Consider the following 19288-nt stretch of genomic DNA (forward strand, 5'->3'; position numbering starts at 1 on the left):
CCGTCGATGCTTGACGGGGGCGGAGCTTTGCGGGCAGGTTCGCCGCCATACAGGGCCCCGTGTGAGGGGCGTCAAGCCAGGGGTTAGAGGATGGCCGGCAACGGAGACATGCAGGCGCACGAGGCGACCTACGGCAGTGTCATCGGAATGCTAAAATGGGGCGCGGTCGGCTGTGCGATCATCGCCGCCTTCGTCATCTGGCTGATCGCATAAGGCGCGCCGAGCCATGAAGATCGCCGTCCTTCGCGACCATGCAGACGGCGAGCGGCGGGTTGCCGCGACCCCGGAAACCGTCCGCAAGTTCGCAGCCCTCGGCGCGGACGTCGCGGTCGAGGCGGGGGCAGGTGCGGCCGCCTCTTATGCCGATACGGGCTATGCCGACGCGGGTGCCGCGATCGGTGACCGGGCGACGACACTGGCGGGGGCCGACATCGTGCTGGGCGTGCAGGGCCCTGATCCCGCAAGCCTTGCCGGCGTCGCGCCGGGCGCGTGGATCGTCGCGGGCCTCAACCCCTTCGGGGCGCGCGAGCGGATCGACGCTTATGCCGCCGCGGGGCTGGAGGCGCTGGCGATGGAGCTGATGCCGCGCATCACCCGCGCGCAAGGCATGGACATACTGTCGTCGCAATCGAATCTGTCGGGGTACAAGGCGGTGCTCGACGCGGCGGCGGAATATGGCCGCGCCTTTCCGATGATGATGACCGCGGCCGGCACGGTCAGCGCGGCGCGCGTCTTCGTGATGGGCGTCGGCGTCGCGGGGCTGCAGGCGATCGCCACCGCCCGCCGGCTCGGCGCGCAGGTGTCCGCGACCGACGTCCGCTCGGCGACGAAGGAACAGATCCTCAGCCTTGGCGCCAAGCCGGTGTTCGTCGAGAATGTCGCCGGTATCGAGGGCGAGGGCGCGGGCGGCTATGCCGGCGAGATGAGCCCGGAATATCAGGCCGCCCAGGCGGAGCTGGTCTCGGCGCATATCGCCAAGCAGGACATCGTCATCACCACCGCGCTCATTCCCGGCCGCGCCGCGCCGCGGCTGATCAGCGACGCGCAGGTCGCGAGCATGAAACCGGGCAGCGTCATCGTCGACCTCGCGGTCGAACAGGGCGGCAATGTCGAGGGCGCGGTCGCGGGCGAGATCGTCGAGCGCCACGGCGTCAAGATCGTCGGCCACCGCAACGTCCCCTCCCGCCTAGCTGCCGACGCCTCTGCGCTGTTCGCGCGCAACCTCTACAATTTCCTGTCGACCTTCTGGGACAAGGAGGCGGGGCGGCCCGTCCTCGATGCCGAGATCGGCGATGCGATCCGGCTGACCCGCGACGGCAAGGTCGTACACCCGCGGCTGCTCGGGGCATGAAAATGCTGTCCTACACGAACCAAATGGGTGTATCGTGAGGCTCATGAGCATATTCGACTCCTCCCATTTCCTGCATCCTTTCCGGACTCGCGTTTTGGGTATGGCAAACCGGGGGGTGACGTTTCGCTCACTTTGTCCACTTTGGAAGGCCGGGTACGCGCCCGTGCGATCGGCAGGGGGCTGAACATGGATTTCGTCGCGATCCTTTCGATCTTCGTGCTGGCATGTTTCGTCGGCTATTACGTCGTCTGGTCGGTCACGCCGGCGCTGCACACGCCGCTGATGGCGGTGACCAACGCCATCTCCAGCGTCATCATCGTCGGCGCGTTGATCGCGGGTGCGGCGGCGGGGTCGCCGATCGCAAAGTGGTTGGGGCTCGCCGCGGTGGTGCTCGCCAGCATCAACATCTTCGGCGGCTTCGCGGTCACGCAGCGGATGCTCGCCATGTACAAGAAGAAGGACCGGCCGGCACCGGCCAAACACTGACCGTCACCCCGGACTTGATCCGGGGTCCCGCTTCTTCTGGCGGCGGGACAAGACAGCGGGACCCCGGCTCAAGGCCGGGGTGACGAAGGGGATACGGGGACAGGATGGAACACGCAACCGCCGGCAGCTCGTTCGCGGCACTCGCCTATCTGATCGCCGGGGTGTGCTTCATCCTCGCGCTGCGCGGCCTGTCGTCGCCGACGTCCAGCCAGCGCGGCAACCGCTTCGGCATGATGGGCATGACCATCGCGGTGGTTACGACGCTGGTGACGCACGTGCCGGTCATGACAGGGATTTTCCCCGTCGGCGAAGATGAGATGATGGTGGCGACGACCGATTGGGTCACCATCCTCGAAATCCTCGCTGCGATCGGCATCGGCGCAGTCATCGGCATCACCACTGCGCGCCGCATCGCGATGACCGCGATGCCGCAGCTCGTCGCCGCTTTCCACAGCCTCGTCGGCCTCGCCGCGGTGCTGGTCGCTTGCGCAGCCTTCCTCAATCCGATCGCTTTCGGCATTGCCGATATGGTGATCCCGCTGATCGGCCAGCCATTCGCGGTCATCCATCAAGTCAGCCGGATCGAGATGGGTCTCGGCGTCGCGATCGGCGCGATCACGTTCTCGGGCTCGGTCATCGCCTTCCTCAAGCTCAATGGCAATATGGGCGGCAAGCCGATCCTGCTGCCCGGCCGCCACGTCCTCAACCTCGGCGTGCTGGCGGCGATCCTGTTGCTCGTCGTCTATTTCACGCAGGATCAGAGCCCGTGGGTGTTCTGGACGATCACCGCGCTCAGCTTCGCGATCGGCTTCCTGCTCATCATCCCGATCGGCGGCGCGGACATGCCGGTCGTGGTCAGCATGCTGAACAGCTATTCGGGCTGGGCGGCGGCGGCGATGGGGTTCACGCTGCACAACAGCGCGATGATCATCACCGGCGCGCTGGTCGGCAGCTCGGGCGCGATCCTAAGCTACATCATGTGCCGCGCGATGAACCGCAGCTTCATCAGCGTCATCGCCGGCGGCTTCGGTGCGGACGCCGGGGGCGGCGCAGGTGGCGCGGCGCAGGTCGACCGGCCGTGGAAGCGCGGCAGCGCGGAGGACGCCGCCTTCCTGATGAGCCAGGCGGAACAGGTCGTCATCGTCCCCGGCTACGGCATGGCGGTGGCGCAGGCGCAGCACGTGCTGCGCGAGATGGCGGACAAGCTGAAGGCGCATGGCGTCCGCGTCAAATACGCGATCCATCCCGTCGCCGGCCGCATGCCCGGACATATGAACGTCCTGCTCGCCGAGGCGAACGTGCCGTATGACGAGGTGTTCGAACTGGAGGACATCAACGGCGAATTCGCGCAGACCGACGTCGCCTTCGTCATCGGCGCGAACGACGTCACCAATCCCGCCGCCAAGACCGACAAGACCTCGCCGATCTACGGCATGCCGGTGCTCGACGTCGAGAAGGCGAAGACCGTATTGTTCGTCAAACGATCGATGGGCGGCGTCGGCTATGCAGGCGTCGACAACGACGTCTTCTACCGCGACAACACGATGATGCTGCTCGCCGATGCGAAGAAGATGGTCGAGGAGATCGTCAAGTCCTTGGACTGATCGCCGATCGATCCGTAATGGAGAGGAAACGGCGGCCATCATCCGGCAGAGGTCTTTATCGTCTCCGGAATGGAGATGAATCGACACGCCGCGGTGCGCCGACGACCTATCCTGCCGTTATGGGGGCCATGATGACGACGACCGGTCTGGCTGCGGCCTATGCGACGACGAGCCGGCCGGTGCTGCTGGTCGCCGACCGCGGCATGGCGGGGGAAGCGGAAGCGGCGATCGCGCAGGCCGGGTGCCGGCTGCTCCAGCGGATCGGCTGGGACATGTTGCCGCAGCGGCTGGGCGAGCCGGCGCTGCGGCCCTTGCTGATGGTGGAGGCGGCGGGCGTCGCGTCCGACCTGCTCGACGCGGCACTCGCGCGGCTGGAAGGCTATGCCGCCGCGCTCGACCTGCCGATGGTCGTCAGCTTCGCCGAAGCGCAGATCGACCAGATCGCCGCCCTGATGACGCAGCGGGATGCCCTGCTGCTCTGCGACCCGGTGCCGCTAGAACGCGTGCTCGCGCTTGCGGTCGCGGCTCGCCCGGGCGATGCATTCACGCTCGGCGACAGCCTGCGCGAGAACGAGGGCGCGCGGCTGCAGCGGCTGAACGACGAGGTCGCGCGGATCGCGGAGATCCTCGCGCGGCTCGCCCGGTCGGAGGCGATGCCCTCGCACGACGCCTTCGACCTCGCCGACCGGCATCGCGGCTACGACCCGGGACCCGCGACGGGCGACCAGCGCGTCGACCCGCAGGAGGTGCGCCGTGTCATCCACCTGCGGCGGCTGCGCGCCAAATTCTTCGACGCCTTTGGCCAGGGCCTGTTCGAGGATCCGGCGTGGGACATGCTGCTCGACCTCTACGCCGCGGCGCTGGAGGGGCGGCAGGTCAGCGTGTCCAGCCTGTGTATCGCGGCGGCCGTCGCGCCGACCACTGCGCTGCGCTGGATCGCCAAGATGACCGACGTCGGCCTGCTCGTGCGGCACCCCGACCCCGTCGATCGCCGCCGCGCGTTCATGGCGCTGTCGCCGCAGGCGGCCGAGGCGATGCGTGGCTACATGCTCGCCGCGCGCCGGGTGGAGGGGGCTGCGGTCTGACGACGGGGCTTGCGCGGCGGGCCCTGGTTTGGCATCGCGGCCCCACCCTTCGCGAGAGGGGCGCTTAGCTCAGCTGGTAGAGCGGCTCGTTTACACCGAGTAGGTCGGCGGTTCGAACCCGTCAGCGCCCACCACCCCCTGGCCGATCCACGCCATCAGCGCGCAACGGGCGGCTCCTCGCCATCACCGCGATACTTCACCTCCAGATACCGGCTGCGCGTCGCCAGCGTGTCGAGGTCGTCCTGCGCCAGCCGGCGCGTCATGTCGGCGATCTCCTGCTCGATCAGGCGCAGGCCCGCGACGAGTTCGGCATCGGGAGTGCGCCCGTTGCGCTCGACCTTGCGCAAAGGTTCGGGGACACGTGCGTAATCGGTGACGAAGGCGGGCAATTGCTCGCCGATCAGGCGACGGACCTCATAGACTTCCTCGTCGCGGCCCTCCAGCCGGCCGAGCTGCGGCGACAGCGTTTCCAGCCGCTGGCCGATCTGGTCGACCAGGGCGCGCGCCGGCGCGGGCAGCGCGGGACGCTGCGCATCGAGCCAGCGTTCGGTCTTCGCGGGCAGCGCCTTGATGTCGCCCTCGCGCAGCGTCTTCTCGCTCGGCGCGCGCGGGGCCGGCGCAAGGCCGATCAGCAATGTCACCGCGACCATCAGCAAGAGCACGCCGAGCGCGCCGAAGATGCCGAGCGGAAAGAGCATGCCCAGCACCGCGGCGGCGATCAGGATCGCGGCATCGACCGCGGCGATCACCGCGAGCCGCCGACCGACACCGATCGCGCGGCGTTTCAGCCGCTTGCCGTGGACGCGATACTGATCGCGCACCGGGCCGCCATATTCTTCGCTGATCCGCGCCATCGTGGCGCGCGCGCGGGCGATCTGTTCGTCGACTTCGGTCATCGGCGCCTTACAACGACTCCAGACGATATTGGTCGCCCGGGCCCTTCAGCGCGCCCTGCGTCGCGCCCTCGGCGCGGGCGATATAGCCCTTCGATTTCTCCACCTCGTTGCCGAGCGCGTTCACCGTGGTCTTCATCGAATCGAGCGCCTTGACCTTGAACGTGTCGATCGCGTCCATCGTGTCGTAGATGTTCTGGAACGCACGCTGCAGCGTCTCCAGCGGAATGGTCGAGGCGGCGGCCTGTTCGTGGATCGCCGCGGTGTTCGAGCGCAAAAGCTTGCCGGTCGAATCGATGATGTTCGCGGTCGTCGTGTTGAGCTGCGTGATGCTTTCCAGCACCAGTTTCTGGTTGGTCAGCGCCTGCGCCACCGTCACCGCGGTGCGCAGCGCCGAGACGGTGGTGGTCGAGGCGCGATCGACGCCCTTGATCAGCTCGACGTTGTTCTTCTTCACCAGATCGAGCGCCAGATAGCCCTGCACCGTCACCGCCATCTGCGTCAGCAGGTCCTGCGTGCGCTGGCGGGTGTAGAAGAGCGCGGTCTCGCGGATCGCCTTCGCCTTGGCGGGATCGGTGTGGTCGAGGTCGTTGGCGGTCTCTTCCAGCTTGGCGTCCATCGCCTTCGACAGATGGATCATCTGCTCCAGCCGCCCCATCGCGGTCCACAGATTGGCGCGCTCGGTATCGATGGCGGCATTGTCCATCAACAGCTCGTCCTTGCCCGACGCCAGGCTCTTCAGGATCGAGCTGATGTGCGTCTGCGACGATTTGTAGCTGTCGAAATAGTCGCGCATCTTCGAGCCGAACGGGATGACTCCGAAGATCTTCTTCGGTCCGGACAGCGCGCCCTTCTTGCCGGGATCGAGATCCTCGATCACGCGGCGCAGCTGCGCCAGATCGGCACCGACGCCGGTATCCTTGTCCATCGCGCGGATCGGGCGATCGAGGAAGCGGTTGGACTGGCCCGCGGCCTCGCGAATCTCCTTCGCGCCCATCGCGGTGATCGCATCGACGCGCTTGCCGAATTCGGGGCTGTTGACGTCCTCCGCCACCAGGTCGCGGACGAAGGTGTCGACGCGCTGTTCGAGCTGCGACTTCTTGGTGTCGTCGATCGGCACCAGCCCGGCGGCGCGTTCCGCCTGCACCGTCGGCACGGGATCGGGCGGCGTCAGCACCAGGTCCGGTTGCGCGGTCAGCGTGTCGGCGGAAGTGGCCATCGTTGTCCTCCAGCGGGCATCGGCCCGGTCACGCTGCGCAATGTGCCGGTTGCCGGCCCGCCGTTCAAGTGTGTCATGCGAATAATACGCTGTCGAGAAAGGATGACGCGATTCGCGCGCGGAAGTGGACGACGTGGACGGTACGTCATCGCCGGAAACGCCCCCGCGCGACCCCTGCCGAGACAGGGCAGGGCGAGAACGGGCATGGCCATGGCAAAACCGTAGCAGATCGGTGGCGCGCAGGACAGCGGGATCAACAGGCGTCCGTCAGTGGGACCTGCACCTTTTGATTCCCGTCATAGGTTCCCAATCTGGATCAGCGTTCCTGAGCGGTCGAGCGGCGCGGCTTGAGTTCACTGACTATGACGCCAGCGATGATAAGGGCCGCGCCGAACAGCGCCAGCCCTGGAAGGCGATCACCGGCCATTCGACCGACCGCCCCGCCCCATACCGGCTCGCTGGCATAGATGATGGTCGCGCGGGTCGGTGATACTGCCTTCTGCGCCCAGTTCATGGTGAGTTGAATGAGGGCACTGGCTGCACCGAGGCCCAGTGCGGCAATCAGCCACACCCAAGAAAAGGACGGCAGCGACTCACCGGCAAGGGGCATGGCAGCAAAGGATAACAGCCCGCCTGCCAGCACCTGCACGACGGTCACGCGCGTGCTGTCCACGCGTGAGGCAAATTGACCGATCAGGATGATCTCGCCCGCGATGGCAGCCGCGCTGACGAGCGTCGCGATCTCGCCTCTGCCAAGACCCACATGCAGGGCGTCGGGTCCGGCGAGACAGACCAAGCCGAGGAACGCCAAGCCGATACCAGCCCAGGTCACCGCCTTGGGCGGACGTCGCAGGACCGCCCATTGGATCAGCGGCACCATCGGCACATAGAGCGCGGTCAGGAAGGCCGACGTACTGCTGCTGACGGTTTGAAGCCCGTAGGTCTGTAGCGCGTAACCTAGAAAAATGGTGACGCCGACCGCGCTGCCCGCAACCAGCTCGACGCGCGTCACACCGCGCATCGTTCGCCCGAACAATGCCAGCCCGACTAGGCCCGCAGTGACGAACCGCAGCCCCACGAAGAACAAAGGTCCACTGTGCCGCATGGCGATGTGGACGATGAGGAAGGTTGCCCCCCACAGCATCGTGACGCCAATCAGCGCTAACTCCTCAGGCGAGAATAGGGCTTTACGTGTGCCAGAATTGTGCAGCATAGTGCGCAAATCGATATGAGCAATATAGTGCGCAGTCAAGATGGCCGCGGGGATGTCCTGGCTCATGTGGCGAGCAATCTCCGCCGGCTTCGGCGTGCCGCCGGCCTCAGTCAAACTGCCTTGGCGACGACGTCGGGCATCAGTCGCCGGATGATTACGAACCTGGAGGGGGGCGATACCAATATCAGCCTGTCGAGCCTGGACCGGCTTGCCGAGGCGCTGGGCGTCGATTTCATCGCAATTGTCAGCGACCCCAATGCTAGCAGCCGTCGGATCGAGCAGGTGGCATGGCGTGGCCGAGACGTTACCAGCGAGGCGGTGTTGCTGGGCAGCGTACCGGCATCACGCGAGGCGCAGCTCTGGCGCTGGTCGCTGGCTCCCGGCGAACGCTACACCGCCGAACCCGACCCTGCGGGCTGGCACGAGATGATCGTCGTTACCGAAGGCTGCCTGCACATCGAACTGGCGAAAGGGGGCCTGATGGTCGAGGCGGGCGACTTCGCGATTTACAGCAGCGCACAGGCTTATGCCTATGTCAACACAGGGGACGCCCCTGTCAGTTTCATCCGCAACGTCGTGAGCTAATTCGCAATTCACGATCCTCGCTGGGAAAGCGGCGGTCCCTGAACGCCGGCATCTGCGATCCCGCCCGCCTCTTCCCGCGACGCAACAATTCGGCTATGGGCGCGCGAACTTCCCTCTTCCCGATCAGGATTTCCCATGAGCCTCCGCAACGTGGCGATCATCGCGCACGTCGATCACGGCAAGACCACGCTCGTCGACCAATTGTTCCGCCAGTCCGGCACCTTCCGCGACAACCAGCGTGTCGAGGAACGCGCGATGGATTCGAACGACCTCGAAAAGGAGCGCGGGATCACCATCCTGGCGAAGCCGACGTCGGTCGAGTGGGAAGGCACGCGCATCAACATCGTCGACACGCCCGGCCACGCCGACTTCGGCGGTGAGGTGGAGCGTATCCTTTCGATGGTCGACGGCGTCATCCTGCTGGTCGATTCGTCGGAAGGCGCGATGCCGCAGACGAAGTTCGTCACCGGCAAGGCGCTGGCGCTCGGCTTGAAGCCGATCGTCGTCGTCAACAAGGTCGACCGCGCCGACGCGCGCATCCAGGAAGTGCTGGACGAGGTGTTCGACCTGTTCGTCAGCCTCGACGCGAACGACGAGCAGCTCGACTTCCCGGTGCTCTACGCCTCTGGCCGCAACGGCTATGCCTCGACCGACATGGACGCGCGCGAAGGCACGCTGACCCCGATGTTCGAACTGATCGTCAGCCACGTGCCGGCGCCCAAGGTTGACGTCGACGCGCCGTTCAGCTTCCTCGTCACTTTGCTCGACCGCGACAATTTCGTCGGCCGCATCCTGACGGGGCGCGTCAACACCGGCACGCTGAAGCTCAACCAGGCGATCCACGCGCTCGACGGCGACGGCAACGTCATCGAGACGGGGCGTGCGTCGAAGATCATGTCGTTCCGCGGGCTGGAGCGCGTGCCGGTCGAAGAGGCGCAGGCGGGTGACATCATCAGCCTCGCCGGCCTGACCGTCGCGACCGTGGCGAACACGATCGCCGACATCAGCGTGTCGACCCCAATCAAGGCGCAGCCGATCGATCCGCCGACGCTGTCGATGCGCTTCGCGGTCAACGATTCGCCGATGGCGGGTCGCGAGGGATCGAAGGTGACGAGCCGCATGATCCGCGACCGCCTGATGCGCGAAGCGGAATCGAACGTCGCGATCAAGGTGACCGAGAGCGACGACCGCGACAGCTTCGAAGTCGCGGGCCGCGGCGAATTGCAGCTCGGCGTGCTGATCGAGACGATGCGCCGCGAGGGCTTCGAACTCGGTATCAGCCGCCCGCGCGTGCTGTTCGGCGAGGACGAGAACGGCAAGAAGACCGAGCCGTACGAGACGGTTGTGATCGACGTCGACGAGGAGTTCAGCGGCACGGTCGTCGACAAGATGAACCAGCGCAAGGCCGAGATGACCGACATGCGGCCCAGCGGTGGCGGCAAGACGCGCATCACCTTCTCCGCGCCGAGCCGCGGTCTGATCGGCTATCACGGCGAATTCCTGTCCGACACGCGCGGCACGGGCATCATGAACCGCCTGTTCGAGAAGTATGGCCCCCACAAGGGCAATATCGAAGGCCGCAAGAACGGCGTGCTCATCTCGAACGGCGCCGGCGAAGCGCAGGGTTACGCGCTGGGGCCGCTCGAAGAGCGCGGCATCCTGTTCGTCGGCCACGGCGAGGCGCTGTACGAGGGCATGATCATCGGCGAGAGCGCCAAGACGGATGACCTCGAGGTCAATCCGATGAAGGCGAAGCAGCTGACCAACTTCCGCGCGAGCGGCGGCAAGGACGATGCGATCCGCCTGACCCCGCCCAAGAAGATGACGCTGGAACAGGCGATCGCGTACATCGACGATGACGAGATGGTCGAGGTCACCCCCAAGTCGATCCGGCTGCGCAAGCGCCACCTCGACCCGCACGAGCGCAAGAAGGCGAGCCGGGCGAAGCAGGCGGCCTGATTTCACGGTTCGGCAAAGGAAAGGGCCGGTGGAGCGATCCACCGGCCCTTCTTTTATGTGCCGGAGCGGCAGAGCGGCTTGGTCACCCCGGAACGAGTCCGGGGTGACGGGCGTAGGCTTACTTGAAGCGGCCGTTGAGCGAGACGCCGATGATCCGCGGCTCGTTGAACACGGCGGCCATGTAGTTTTCGATCACGCCCTTCAGGTTCTTCTGGTTGGTGATGTTGCGCGCGAAGGCGGCGATTTCGTATTTGTCGTCGGCGGTGGTGTAGCCGATCTTCAGCCCGCCTTCGAAATTGCCGTCCGAATAGAACTCCTTCGTCTGGTAGAGGACGAAATTGGTGTAGCCCTGGACGTTCCAGTCGGTCGCGGCGAACACCTTGGCGCCGCTGGCGAGCGGCACGTCGTAGCGGGCGGTGGCGTTGAGGTTCCACTTGGGCGCGTTGGGCAGGGGATTGCCGTTGATCTGCGCGAAGGTGTTGGCCCCGACCTTGATCGTCGGGTCGAGCACGGTGCACACGACGATGCCATTGAGCTGGCAGACCTGCGCATAGACGCGATTGTCCTCGATCTTCGACTTGAGCGCGCTGGCGCCGAGCGTGATCGCGAGGTTGCGGACCGGGCGGAATTCCGCATCCAGCTCCATGCCCCAGGCGCGTGCCTTGTTGGCGTTGAACAGCACGCCGTTGCCGTTGATGTCGTTGCCGTTCAGCTGGATGTCGTCGACGGTGTAGGTGAACAGCGCGGTGTTGAGGCGCAGCCGCCCGTCGAGGAACACGCCCTTCGACCCCACCTCGTACGAGGTGATCGTCTCGCTGTTCGCGGTGGTGAAGTCGGAGTTGAACACCGCCGAGCGGCCCTGGATCGTGGGCCCTCGGAAGCCGCGCGCGACGCGGGCATAGACGCTATTTTCCGGGTTCACCTGATAGAGCGCGGACACGTCCCAGCTCGGCGTCGTGTCCGACAGGCGCACGTAGCGACGGCCGGTATAGGTCGAGACGTTGGCGATCGTGTTCGCGGTCTTGACCAGCGCGGTCTTCTTCGTGTCGTTCGTCGCGCGCGCGCCGGCGGTGATCGTGAAGTCCGGCGTCACCTTGAAGCTCGCCTGGCCGAACGCGGCCCAGCTGGTGTTGTTGTCGCGCAGCCGCACCCAGTTGTTGGGGTTGGGCAAAGTGCCGTTAACGTCCGGTTTTAACAGAAAAAAGGCGCGCTGATAGAAATCCGTGGTGTCGTTCTGGTTGAAGTAGAAGCCGCCGAACTGCCAGGTGAAGCGCTGGTCGCCGGGCGAGGCGAGGCGGATTTCCTGCGTATATTGGTTGAGCGCGCGGATGTTGCCCTGGCTCTGGCCGAACCCGTTGGCGCGGCCGTTGAACGGATAGTTGACCGCCGCGCCGCCGTCGGTGTCGCCGCGGCTGTAGCCCGAGGTCGTCTCGTACGCGCTGATCGAGGTCAGCGTCGCTGCGCCGAAGTCATAGGCGGCGTTCACCGACGTGCCGTAGGTGTCGTAGTTCTGCGGGTTGTTCTGCGCCTCGTCATAGGCGACGCGGTCGCGCGGTTCGGCGTCGACCGAATTCGACCCCTTCACCAGCGCGGCGCGGTGGAACAGCGTCGAGGTGCCTTCGTAGCCGCGGGCATGGCCCGAGACGTTGACGGTGAAACGGTCGGTCGGCGTCAGCAGGATCTGGAGCCGCGCGTCCTTTTCGGTGAAGCCGCCCATCGCGTTGCGCAGCGGCGTGCTGGTGCCGTCGGGGCTGGAGCCGGTGAAGACGTTGTCGACCCAGTCGTTGCGATGCTGGATCAGGCCCGACAGACGGACCGCGATCTTGTCGGCGACGATCGGGCCGCCGACGCCCGCGTCATAGGTGAAGGTGCCGTACTCACCTGCCGAAGCGGACATCCGGCCCTGCCAAGTCTGCGTCGGGCGGATCGTGTCGAACTTGATGATGCCGGCGGTCGTATTGCGGCCGAACAAGGACCCCTGCGGGCCACGCAAGACTTCGACCTGCGCGACGTCATAGACGGGGTTGGATTTCAGGACGACATGCTCGAGGACGACATCGTCCTGGATGATGGAAACCGGCTGGCTGGCGCCCAGGTAAAAATCGATGTTGCCCAGGCCGCGGATATAATAGCGCGGGAAGATGCGGCCCGTCGTGGTTTCGGCATAGAGGCCGGGGACGCGGCCCGATAGCGCCAGCGTATCCTCGCCGCCCGCCTGGAAGGCGCGCAGGTCGCCGCCGCCGACGACCGCGACCGACAGCGGCACGCGCTGCAGGTTCTCGGCGCGGCGCTGCGCGGTGACGACGATGTCGCCGACCTCGCCCGCGTCGGTCGAGGCGGTTTCGACCGACGGATCGGTCGCGCCGGTCTGCACGGGCGTCGTCCCGGCGGCGGGGGTGGTGGCGGTGGTCTGGGCGAAGGCGGGTGCGGCGGCGCCGGCGACACCGACGAGCAGCATGGCTTTCAGAAGATGGCGATTGGTCACGAAAGTCCCCTTTGGATGATGCGGCAAGGGGGCATGGCCGTGCTGTTCTGGCCGCGCCGCAAGGCGCGGCGCCGCGATTCGCACATGTGTCGATGGTCCCGGCCCCCCTGGCGTCGTGCCCGGCTAAACGCGGATTGTGTCTGCTTTGTGAAAGCGGCGTCGCCAAGCGCGCCTAAACCGTGGCTTAACGAGGCATTCCGGCTCGGTTCAGCGCGACTCGGCCATAGCATCGCAACACGCTTCCACCCTTGTGCGTTTCACGAAGGCGGACCGGGCGTTTGTGAGTATGAGGAGGTTCGAGCAATGAACGGCTTGTTGAAGAAGGTTGGTCTTGGCCTCGCGCTGGGCGCGACCGCGCTGACCGCGGCGGCGCCGGCAGAGGCGCAGCGCTGGGGTCGCTACGGCGGCTGGGGCGGATATCGCCATTACGATCGCGGCGGCAACGTCGCGGCGGGCGCGCTGCTCGGCGGCATCGTCGGGCTCGGGCTGGGTGCGGCGATCGCGAATTCGGATCGCGACCGCTATTACGATCGGCGCTACTATAATTACTACGATGCGCCGCCGCCGCCGCCGCGGGTCGTCTATCGCGAGCGCTATTATGCGCCGCCCCCGCCGCCGCCGGTGGTCTATCGCGACTATTATTACGGCTATTGAGCCATCCGATCCGGTTAACCGGGGAGGCGGCGTCGGTCATCCGGCGCCGCCTTTTTTTCGGGCTTTTTTTGTAGAGAGGCGCGCGCCGTGCCGCTAAGCGCGGAAGCCATGACCGATACGCCTCCCGATCGCCTGTCGACCGACCCGTCGAGCCCCTATTTCGACCAGCCCAAGCTGGAACGCGGCATCGGCATCCGCTTCAAGGGCGCGGAGCGCCGCGACGTCGAGGAATATTCGATCTCCGAAGGCTGGATCCGCGTCGCGCTGGGCAAGAAGGTCGATCGCCACGGCCGGCCGCTGACGCTGAAACTGACCGGCGAGGTGGAGGCGTGGTACGAGCGTCCCGCCGCGGGTGAAGGCGACGCGGCCGACGGCGACCGCGCCAAGGACGATGCGGAAGCCTGAGCCGGCGTCCGATCCGATGCTTCTGATCCACTTCGTCTGATCCAGCGCTGCCGGATCAGACCGCAGACACCGGCGTCGCCGGCCTGACCGCCGATTGTACATCTGCCCAGCGACCGCCGATCGCGTCGAGATAGGCGCGGGCGCCGTCGAGCGCTTCGGGGCAGTAGATGAAATGCGTCTCGCGGCCCCGGCGCTCGACGCGGAGCAGGCCGACGCGTTCCAGCACCTTGAGGTGCTTGGTCACCGCCTGGCGCGTCATGCCGCTGGCCGCGGCGAGCCGCGCGATCGAGCGCGTGCCGCCGCTGCGCAAGGCGACGAGCAGCGCGAGCCGGGTCGAATCGCCCAGCGCCGCGAAGATGGTGGCGGGAGTGGTTACGGCCATCGCAACCATCGTGTTGCACGATTTCGGCCGATCAGCAACCTATGGGTTGCGGATACCAACCTGCAACCAGCCAGGTGCCTTTCGCTGCTATCGAGGCAGCCGATCGGTTGCGCGCACCCTTCTCAGAGAACGCCGACGATCGGTGCCTTGAAGCATAACGGAATCGTCCGGTCGGTCAAAGCCCGTGGCACGAAGGGGGCGACGCGACCGCCGGTGAACGGCACGAACAGGGCCGGGCCGAGGCGACAGCGATCGAGCGCGCCGTCGGGCCGCTTGGTGACTCGCAACAGCTGCGTGCTGGTGTCGCTCGCCCCGATCGGCATCACGATCCGGCCGCCGGGCTTCAACTGATCGAGTAGCGGACGCGGCACCTCGGTCGCGCTGGCGGCGACGACGATGCCGTCGAAGGGGGCATGCTCAGGCCAGCCCATGAAGCCGTCACCGGCGCGCACCGCGACGTTAGCGTAACCCATATGGTGCAGCCGCACGTCGGCGGCGCGTGCGAGCGGTTCGACGATCTCGATCGAGGCGACGTGGCGCGCGAGGCGGGCGAGCACGGCGGCCTGATAGCCCGAGCCGGTGCCGACATCGAGCACGTTGGCGCTGCCGTCGGCGGGTAGGTCGAGCGCGGCGGTCATCACCGCGACGACATAGGGGTCGGAGATCGTCTGGCCGTAGCCGATCGCCTGCGGCAGATCGACGTAGGCCGCGGCACGGCCGGCGGGATCGACGAAATCCTCGCGCGGGAGCGTGCCGATCACAGCGAGCGCGCGGCCGAGAGCGGGCGTGTCGGCCGCGGGATCGGCGGCGTGAATATCGGCGCGGATGTCGGCGACCATCTGCGCGCGCTGCTGCGCCGGGGATTGGCCGGCGCGCGCCTTTGCCAGCGCGCCGAGCATGTCGACGGGCTGCGGCGACGCATGCGTGCAGCCGGCGAGCGAGACGGCAAGAAGGGCGGCGGACGGGAGGAAGCGGCGTGACATCGCGGATGCATCGACGAAGTGCGCATCGGTCGCAATGAAACTTCGGTTCATGATCGCCGGGGCGTCACGAGGGTCGTCGGACGGTTGACGGTCGCGCCGCGGCGGTGCAGCCCTGGTTCGGGACACCGCTCCGCCACGGGCATGCGCACCGCCGCCGCTACCACCTTTCGAAAGATATGGGGTGACGGGATTGCGACCTATGGCCGCGCGGCGCCGACGGTGCCGGTGCGCGACATTGCGGCGGCGCTGCCTTTCTATCGTGACGTGCTGGGCTTCGACATCGTCCTCACCAACGGCGATCCGGTCGGGTTCGTCGTGCTGATGAAGGATGCCGCGGAAATCCACCTGAGCCGCGCGCCCGGCATCGCGCCACGACGACCAACGTGCTCCACCTGATCGTGTCCGACGTCGCGGCGGTCGCGGCGCGCTGCACGGCGGCGGGGATGCGGATCGTCAAGGTGCTGCGCGATCAGGACTATGGCCAGCGCGCGTTCGTGGTCGCCGACCCGGACGGCAACCGCCTCGACATCGGCGAATTGCTTTAACCATAAGGGTTGAGACTATCCGCAATGCAGCTCGCGGCTGCGTTTCGCAGACGGACCCTTTCGGCGGCAAAAGGAGAGTCGACGATGCATCAAGTGGTGCGATCATCACGGCGGGCGACATGGATGCGAGCCAGGCGTTCTGCGAACGGCTGGGCTTTGCAGTGGCGAGCGACTGGCGCGGCTATCGTCCGAGCGGGGTGCGGGTGCGGATCGGGCGGGCGCTTGGCGGATAGGGGCCGCCGCTCGACCGAGGGCGGATCGCTTGCGGCGCGGTGGATGCCGGAACTGGTCCGGCATGACGAGAAGGGCTTTTGCTCCGGTCGCCCCGGGAGGCGTGGATCAGCCTGTTCTCATCCGTCCCTACGCCGCCGCCTCCAGCGCCTCGTTCGCCTCCAGCCAGCGTAGTTCGGCGGCCTCGATCCGCGCCTGCAGATCGGCGCGGCGCTTCATCAATTCGGTCATCGTCAGCCGGGCGAGCGCGGGGCTCGCCTGCTTGGGGTCGAAGAGCGCGGCGTCGACCGCGTTGCGCTCCGCGGTGAGCGTCGCGGTTTCGGCTTCGGCATCGCGGATCGCCTTCTTGCGCGCCTTTTCCGCGTCGCGGGCGATGGCGATCGCCTCCTTCGACAGCTTTTCCTTCTTCGCCTTGGGCTCGGCGGGCTTGTCGTCGCCCGCCAGGATGAAGGCGATATAGTCGTCGAGGCTACCGTCGAATTCGCGGGCGGTGCCCTGGTCGACCAGCACGAGGCGGTCGGCGGTCAGTTCGACCATGTGGCGATCGTGGCTGACGAGGATGACCGCGCCGGTATAGTCGTTGAGCGCCTGGACCAGCGCCTCGCGCGCGTCGACGTCGAGGTGGTTGGTCGGCTCGTCGAGGATGAGCAGGTGCGGCGCGTCGCGGGTGATGAGCGCGAGCGCGAGGCGCGCCTTCTCGCCGCCCGACATCTTGCCGACCTGACCCGTCGCGCGGTCGCCTGAAAAGCCGAAGCGGCCGAGCTGCGCGCGCACCGCGGCGGGGCTGGCGCCCTTCATCACGCGCGTCATGTGCGCGAGCGGCGTGTCGTCGCCGTCGAGTTCCTCGACCTGATATTGGGTGAAATAGCCGACGCGCATCTTGCCCGACGCGGCCATGTCGCCCTCCATCGGGGTCAGCTGCGCGGCGAGCAGGCGCGCGAGCGTCGTCTTGCCGTTGCCGTTGCGCCCCAGCAGCGCGATGCGATCGTCGGGGTCGATGCGCAGGTTGAGCCGCTTCAGGATCGGCGTGTCGGCATAGCCGACGCTGGCGAGGTCGAGCGTGATCAGCGGCGGGCGCAACGGATCGGGATCGGGGAAGCCGAACGACAGCGTCGGATCGTTCGCCATTTCCGCGATCGGCTGCATCTTCGCCAGCATCTTCTGCCGGCTCTGCGCCTGTTTGGCGGTGGAGGCGCGGGCGGAGTTGCGCGCGATGTAATCCTGCAGCTTGGCGCGCTGCGCGTCCTGGTTCGCCTTTGCCGCGGCGAGCTGCGCCATGCGTTCGGCGCGCTGGCGCTCGAAACTGTCGTAGCCGCCCGGATAGAGCGTGATCTTGCCGTTCTGCAGGTGCAGGATATGGTCGACGATGTTGTTGAGGAAGTCGCGTTCGTGGCTGACGACGACGATCGTCGCCTTGTAGCTCTTCAGGAAATCCTCGAGCCACATGACCGCTTCGAGATCGAGGTGGTTCGAGGGTTCGTCGAGCAGCAGCAGGTCGGGCTGCGAGAAGAGCAAAGCGGCAAGCGCGACGCGCATCTTCCAGCCGCCCGAGAAGCTGTCGAGCGGGCGCTGCTGCATGTCTTCGTCGAAGCCGAGGCCGAGCAGAATCTGCGCGGCGCGCGCGGGCGCGGTATAGGCGTCGATCGCGATCAGCCGCTCGTAGACGTCGCCGAGCCGGTCCGGGTCCTCGCAGGTTTCCGCTTCGATCATCAGCGCGGCGCGTTCGAGATCGGCGGCGAGCACGGTGTCGAAGGGCGTCGCACTGCCCGACGGCGCTTCCTGCGCGATATAGCCGAGACGGCTGCCGCGCGGCATCGCCGCGGTGCCGCCATCAGGTTCGAGCATGCCGGCGATGACGCGCACCAGCGTCGACTTGCCCGCGCCGTTGCGGCCGATCAGGCCGACGCGGCTGCCCGGCGGCAGCGCCGCGGACGCATTGTCGAGGATCGTGCGGCCGCCGAGGCGCACGGTGATGCCGTTGAGGTTGAGCATGCGCGCGCCCGTAGCAGAAGTGGCGCCGGTTTGGAACGTGCGTGCGGCGGGGGAGCGGGGCGCCGCCGAAACGCTGCCGGTCCTATAGCGCGCGGACGAGGCGGACGGGGCGGGCGATCCATTTGGGCTCTTCTACGGCGACCGGTTTCGCCCCTGGGGTGAGCGGCAGGAGGTAGACGGCGTTCGCCTCGATCGCGAGCAGGCGGCCGAACGCCATGTCGCCGGCGGGCTGCGGCGCGAGCACGTCGTGGAGCAGCGCGGTCGCGAAGGCGTCTGGGGTCAGCATCGCGCACCACAATTCGTCGCCCGCGCGATAATCGCCGATCCCGCCCGAAATGGTGATCGCGACGCCGCCGGCGGGGGCTGCAGGCACAGCGATCGTCTGCGGCCGGCGCAGCGGCGCGGCGCCGTCGGGGCCGAGCGTCGCGACGACGGGCAAGGCGGGGCGTTCGGGCAGCGTCACCAGCGCGGCGGGCTCGACGTCGAGCGCGGCGGCGATGCGGTTGAGCCAGCCGACCGAGACGGTGCGCGTGCCCATCTCCAGCCGGCCGATCGTCTGCGCCGTAGTGGGCGGCACGCAGCGGCGCGCGACCTCCTCAAGGGTCAGGCCCTTGGCCCGGCGGACGTCGCGGATGGCGGTGATCATGATGTATCCTAACCAGATCGGTTTTTCAGCTTTCCTACAAACCGACTCGCATGGCAAGTGCTCCGTGCGAATCGGGTTAGCGGGAGAGCGATGATGGAGCGGGACGTGCGCGAACGGCGGCTGGCGTCGGGGCGGCGGGTGAGCGTGAACGTGGCGGAATCGCCGCTGGGGTGGCTGCGCGCACGCGGGCTGGTCGACGCGCGCCAGTGCGAGGCGGGCGAGCGGCTGCGCGGCGATTACGAGCGCGCGCAGATGGCGCCGCGCGTGACGATGGCGTGGGATCGGGTGCGCGTGGACGGCGGTGACGGCGGCGATCCGGCGACCGCGCAGCTGGCGGCGAAGCGGCGGTTCGACGCGGCGGTCGCGGCGCTCGGGCCGGGCCTGTCCGACGTCGCGTGGCGCGTGATCTGCGCGGGCGAGCCGTTGCCGACCGCGGAAAAGGCGCTGGGCTGGCCGGTGCGCGCAGGCCGGATCGTGCTGACGCTCGCGCTCGACCGGCTGGCGGGCCATTACCGGTTGCCGTGATTTGCGTGTAGAGGAACGGCGCTTCGGCCGACGCGTTCAGCGCTG

The 19288-nt window shown here is 67.2% G+C and carries 18 protein-coding genes, 1 tRNA gene and 1 pseudogene; 12 read left to right on the forward strand and 8 right to left on the reverse strand.

Features of this window, described 5'->3' with window-relative positions:
* Positions 1–90: 90 nt before the first annotated feature.
* The 6 genes from DM480_RS07940 (at position 91) to DM480_RS07965 (ending at position 4660) form a co-directional block, all read left to right on the forward strand.
* Complete coding sequence (locus tag DM480_RS07940) at positions 91–213, forward strand: aa3-type cytochrome c oxidase subunit IV (RefSeq protein ID WP_232834166.1); 123 nt, start codon at positions 91–93, stop codon at positions 211–213.
* Between the two features lie 13 nt (positions 214–226).
* Positions 227–1351, forward strand: a complete 1125-nt coding sequence (locus DM480_RS07945; protein WP_115378355.1) for an NAD(P) transhydrogenase subunit alpha — start codon at positions 227–229, stop codon at positions 1349–1351.
* Positions 1352–1537: 186 nt separating this feature from the next.
* Entirely contained in the window at positions 1538–1837 is a 300-nt protein-coding gene (locus DM480_RS07950) for an NAD(P) transhydrogenase subunit alpha (protein ID WP_115378356.1), read from the forward strand.
* A 104-nt stretch (positions 1838–1941) separates the two neighbouring features.
* Entirely contained in the window at positions 1942–3441 is a 1500-nt protein-coding gene (locus DM480_RS07955) for an NAD(P)(+) transhydrogenase (Re/Si-specific) subunit beta (protein ID WP_115378357.1), read from the forward strand.
* Between the two features lie 128 nt (positions 3442–3569).
* Entirely contained in the window at positions 3570–4526 is a 957-nt protein-coding gene (locus tag DM480_RS07960) for a MarR family winged helix-turn-helix transcriptional regulator (RefSeq protein WP_115378358.1), read from the forward strand.
* 58 nt (positions 4527–4584) lie between these two features.
* Positions 4585–4660, forward strand: a tRNA-Val gene (locus DM480_RS07965).
* A gap of 21 nt (positions 4661–4681) precedes the next feature.
* On the opposite strand, the gene DM480_RS07970 is transcribed toward DM480_RS07965, so the two are convergent.
* The 3 genes from DM480_RS07970 to DM480_RS07980 all read right to left on the reverse strand — a co-directional run bounded on the left by DM480_RS07970 (position 4682) and on the right by DM480_RS07980 (position 7917).
* Entirely contained in the window at positions 4682–5422 is a 741-nt protein-coding gene (locus tag DM480_RS07970) for a hypothetical protein (protein ID WP_115378359.1), read from the reverse strand.
* 7 nt (positions 5423–5429) lie between these two features.
* Entirely contained in the window at positions 5430–6638 is a 1209-nt protein-coding gene (locus DM480_RS07975; RefSeq protein ID WP_115378360.1) for a toxic anion resistance protein, read from the reverse strand.
* 316 nt (positions 6639–6954) lie between these two features.
* Positions 6955–7917 (reverse strand): DMT family transporter, encoded by a 963-nt coding sequence (locus tag DM480_RS07980; protein WP_405053251.1) that lies wholly within the window; start codon positions 7915–7917, stop codon positions 6955–6957.
* A 54-nt stretch (positions 7918–7971) separates the two neighbouring features.
* On the opposite strand from DM480_RS07980, the gene DM480_RS07985 reads away from it, so the two are divergent.
* Positions 7972–8436 carry a helix-turn-helix domain-containing protein gene (locus DM480_RS07985; protein WP_232834167.1) on the forward strand — a complete coding sequence of 155 codons (465 nt, stop codon included), beginning with the start codon at positions 7972–7974 and terminating at the stop codon, positions 8434–8436.
* Positions 8437–8571: 135 nt separating this feature from the next.
* A complete protein-coding gene (gene typA, locus DM480_RS07990) occupies positions 8572–10395 on the forward strand; it encodes a translational GTPase TypA (protein WP_115378363.1) in 1824 nt (607 codons plus the stop codon).
* Positions 10396–10513: 118 nt separating this feature from the next.
* Here typA and DM480_RS07995 read toward each other — a convergent pair whose 3' ends face one another.
* Complete coding sequence (locus tag DM480_RS07995; RefSeq protein WP_115378364.1) at positions 10514–12853, reverse strand: TonB-dependent receptor; 2340 nt, start codon at positions 12851–12853, stop codon at positions 10514–10516.
* A gap of 330 nt (positions 12854–13183) precedes the next feature.
* Here DM480_RS07995 and DM480_RS08000 point away from each other — a divergent pair, with 330 nt between their 5' ends.
* Positions 13184–13534: a hypothetical protein gene (locus tag DM480_RS08000; protein WP_115378365.1), complete on the forward strand. Its 351-nt coding sequence runs from the start codon at positions 13184–13186 to the stop codon at positions 13532–13534.
* A gap of 108 nt (positions 13535–13642) precedes the next feature.
* On the forward strand, positions 13643–13939 hold the full coding sequence (locus DM480_RS08005; protein WP_115381001.1) for a DUF3297 family protein: 297 nt from the start codon (positions 13643–13645) through the stop codon (positions 13937–13939).
* 55 nt (positions 13940–13994) lie between these two features.
* Here the strand turns inward: DM480_RS08005 and DM480_RS08010 are convergent, their stop codons facing one another.
* Together DM480_RS08010 and DM480_RS08015 are read right to left on the reverse strand one after the other, a co-directional pair.
* A complete protein-coding gene (locus DM480_RS08010; protein WP_232834168.1) occupies positions 13995–14321 on the reverse strand; it encodes an ArsR/SmtB family transcription factor in 327 nt (108 codons plus the stop codon).
* 122 nt (positions 14322–14443) lie between these two features.
* Entirely contained in the window at positions 14444–15355 is a 912-nt protein-coding gene (locus DM480_RS08015) for a protein-L-isoaspartate(D-aspartate) O-methyltransferase (protein ID WP_115378367.1), read from the reverse strand.
* 90 nt (positions 15356–15445) lie between these two features.
* Between DM480_RS08015 and DM480_RS18800 the strand changes: the two are divergent.
* Positions 15446–15849, forward strand: a pseudogene (locus DM480_RS18800) (VOC family protein).
* 360 nt (positions 15850–16209) lie between these two features.
* Here DM480_RS18800 and DM480_RS08025 read toward each other — a convergent pair.
* Both DM480_RS08025 and DM480_RS08030 read right to left on the reverse strand, forming a co-directional pair.
* Positions 16210–18072, reverse strand: coding sequence for an ABC-F family ATP-binding cassette domain-containing protein (locus DM480_RS08025; protein ID WP_115378368.1), 1863 nt, complete (start codon positions 18070–18072; stop codon positions 16210–16212).
* 82 nt (positions 18073–18154) lie between these two features.
* Positions 18155–18718 (reverse strand): helix-turn-helix domain-containing protein, encoded by a 564-nt coding sequence (locus DM480_RS08030; protein WP_115378369.1) that lies wholly within the window; start codon positions 18716–18718, stop codon positions 18155–18157.
* Positions 18719–18808: 90 nt separating this feature from the next.
* On the opposite strand from DM480_RS08030, the gene DM480_RS08035 reads away from it, so the two are divergent.
* A complete protein-coding gene (locus tag DM480_RS08035) occupies positions 18809–19243 on the forward strand; it encodes a DUF6456 domain-containing protein (RefSeq protein ID WP_232834169.1) in 435 nt (144 codons plus the stop codon).
* Positions 19244–19288 lie beyond the last annotated feature (45 nt).

Source organism: Sphingomonas sp. FARSPH (genome assembly GCF_003355005.1).
Taxonomy (GTDB): Bacteria; Pseudomonadota; Alphaproteobacteria; order Sphingomonadales; family Sphingomonadaceae; genus Sphingomonas.

Bases quoted from the DNA above. Each gene is read 5' to 3' on its own strand.
- DM480_RS08000 (WP_115378365.1), top strand. From the start codon at position 13,184: ATGAACGGCTTGTTGAAGAAGGTTGGTCTTGGCCTCGCGCTGGGCGCG.
- DM480_RS07945 (WP_115378355.1), top strand. From the start codon at position 227: ATGAAGATCGCCGTCCTTCGCGACCATGCAGACGGCGAGCGGCGGGTT.
- DM480_RS07955 (WP_115378357.1), top strand. From the start codon at position 1,942: ATGGAACACGCAACCGCCGGCAGCTCGTTCGCGGCACTCGCCTATCTG.
- DM480_RS08005 (WP_115381001.1), top strand. From the start codon at position 13,643: ATGACCGATACGCCTCCCGATCGCCTGTCGACCGACCCGTCGAGCCCC.
- DM480_RS07980 (WP_405053251.1), bottom strand. From the start codon at position 7,917: ATGAGCCAGGACATCCCCGCGGCCATCTTGACTGCGCACTATATTGCT.
- DM480_RS08030 (WP_115378369.1), bottom strand. From the start codon at position 18,718: ATGATCACCGCCATCCGCGACGTCCGCCGGGCCAAGGGCCTGACCCTT.
- DM480_RS07995 (WP_115378364.1), bottom strand. From the start codon at position 12,853: ATGCTGCTCGTCGGTGTCGCCGGCGCCGCCGCACCCGCCTTCGCCCAG.
- DM480_RS08025 (WP_115378368.1), bottom strand. From the start codon at position 18,072: ATGCTCAACCTCAACGGCATCACCGTGCGCCTCGGCGGCCGCACGATC.
- DM480_RS07940 (WP_232834166.1), top strand. From the start codon at position 91: ATGGCCGGCAACGGAGACATGCAGGCGCACGAGGCGACCTACGGCAGT.
- DM480_RS08035 (WP_232834169.1), top strand. From the start codon at position 18,809: ATGATGGAGCGGGACGTGCGCGAACGGCGGCTGGCGTCGGGGCGGCGG.
- DM480_RS08015 (WP_115378367.1), bottom strand. From the start codon at position 15,355: ATGAACCGAAGTTTCATTGCGACCGATGCGCACTTCGTCGATGCATCC.
- DM480_RS07960 (WP_115378358.1), top strand. From the start codon at position 3,570: ATGATGACGACGACCGGTCTGGCTGCGGCCTATGCGACGACGAGCCGG.
- DM480_RS08010 (WP_232834168.1), bottom strand. From the start codon at position 14,321: ATGGCCGTAACCACTCCCGCCACCATCTTCGCGGCGCTGGGCGATTCG.
- DM480_RS07970 (WP_115378359.1), bottom strand. From the start codon at position 5,422: ATGACCGAAGTCGACGAACAGATCGCCCGCGCGCGCGCCACGATGGCG.
- DM480_RS07950 (WP_115378356.1), top strand. From the start codon at position 1,538: ATGGATTTCGTCGCGATCCTTTCGATCTTCGTGCTGGCATGTTTCGTC.
- DM480_RS07975 (WP_115378360.1), bottom strand. From the start codon at position 6,638: ATGGCCACTTCCGCCGACACGCTGACCGCGCAACCGGACCTGGTGCTG.
- typA (WP_115378363.1), top strand. From the start codon at position 8,572: ATGAGCCTCCGCAACGTGGCGATCATCGCGCACGTCGATCACGGCAAG.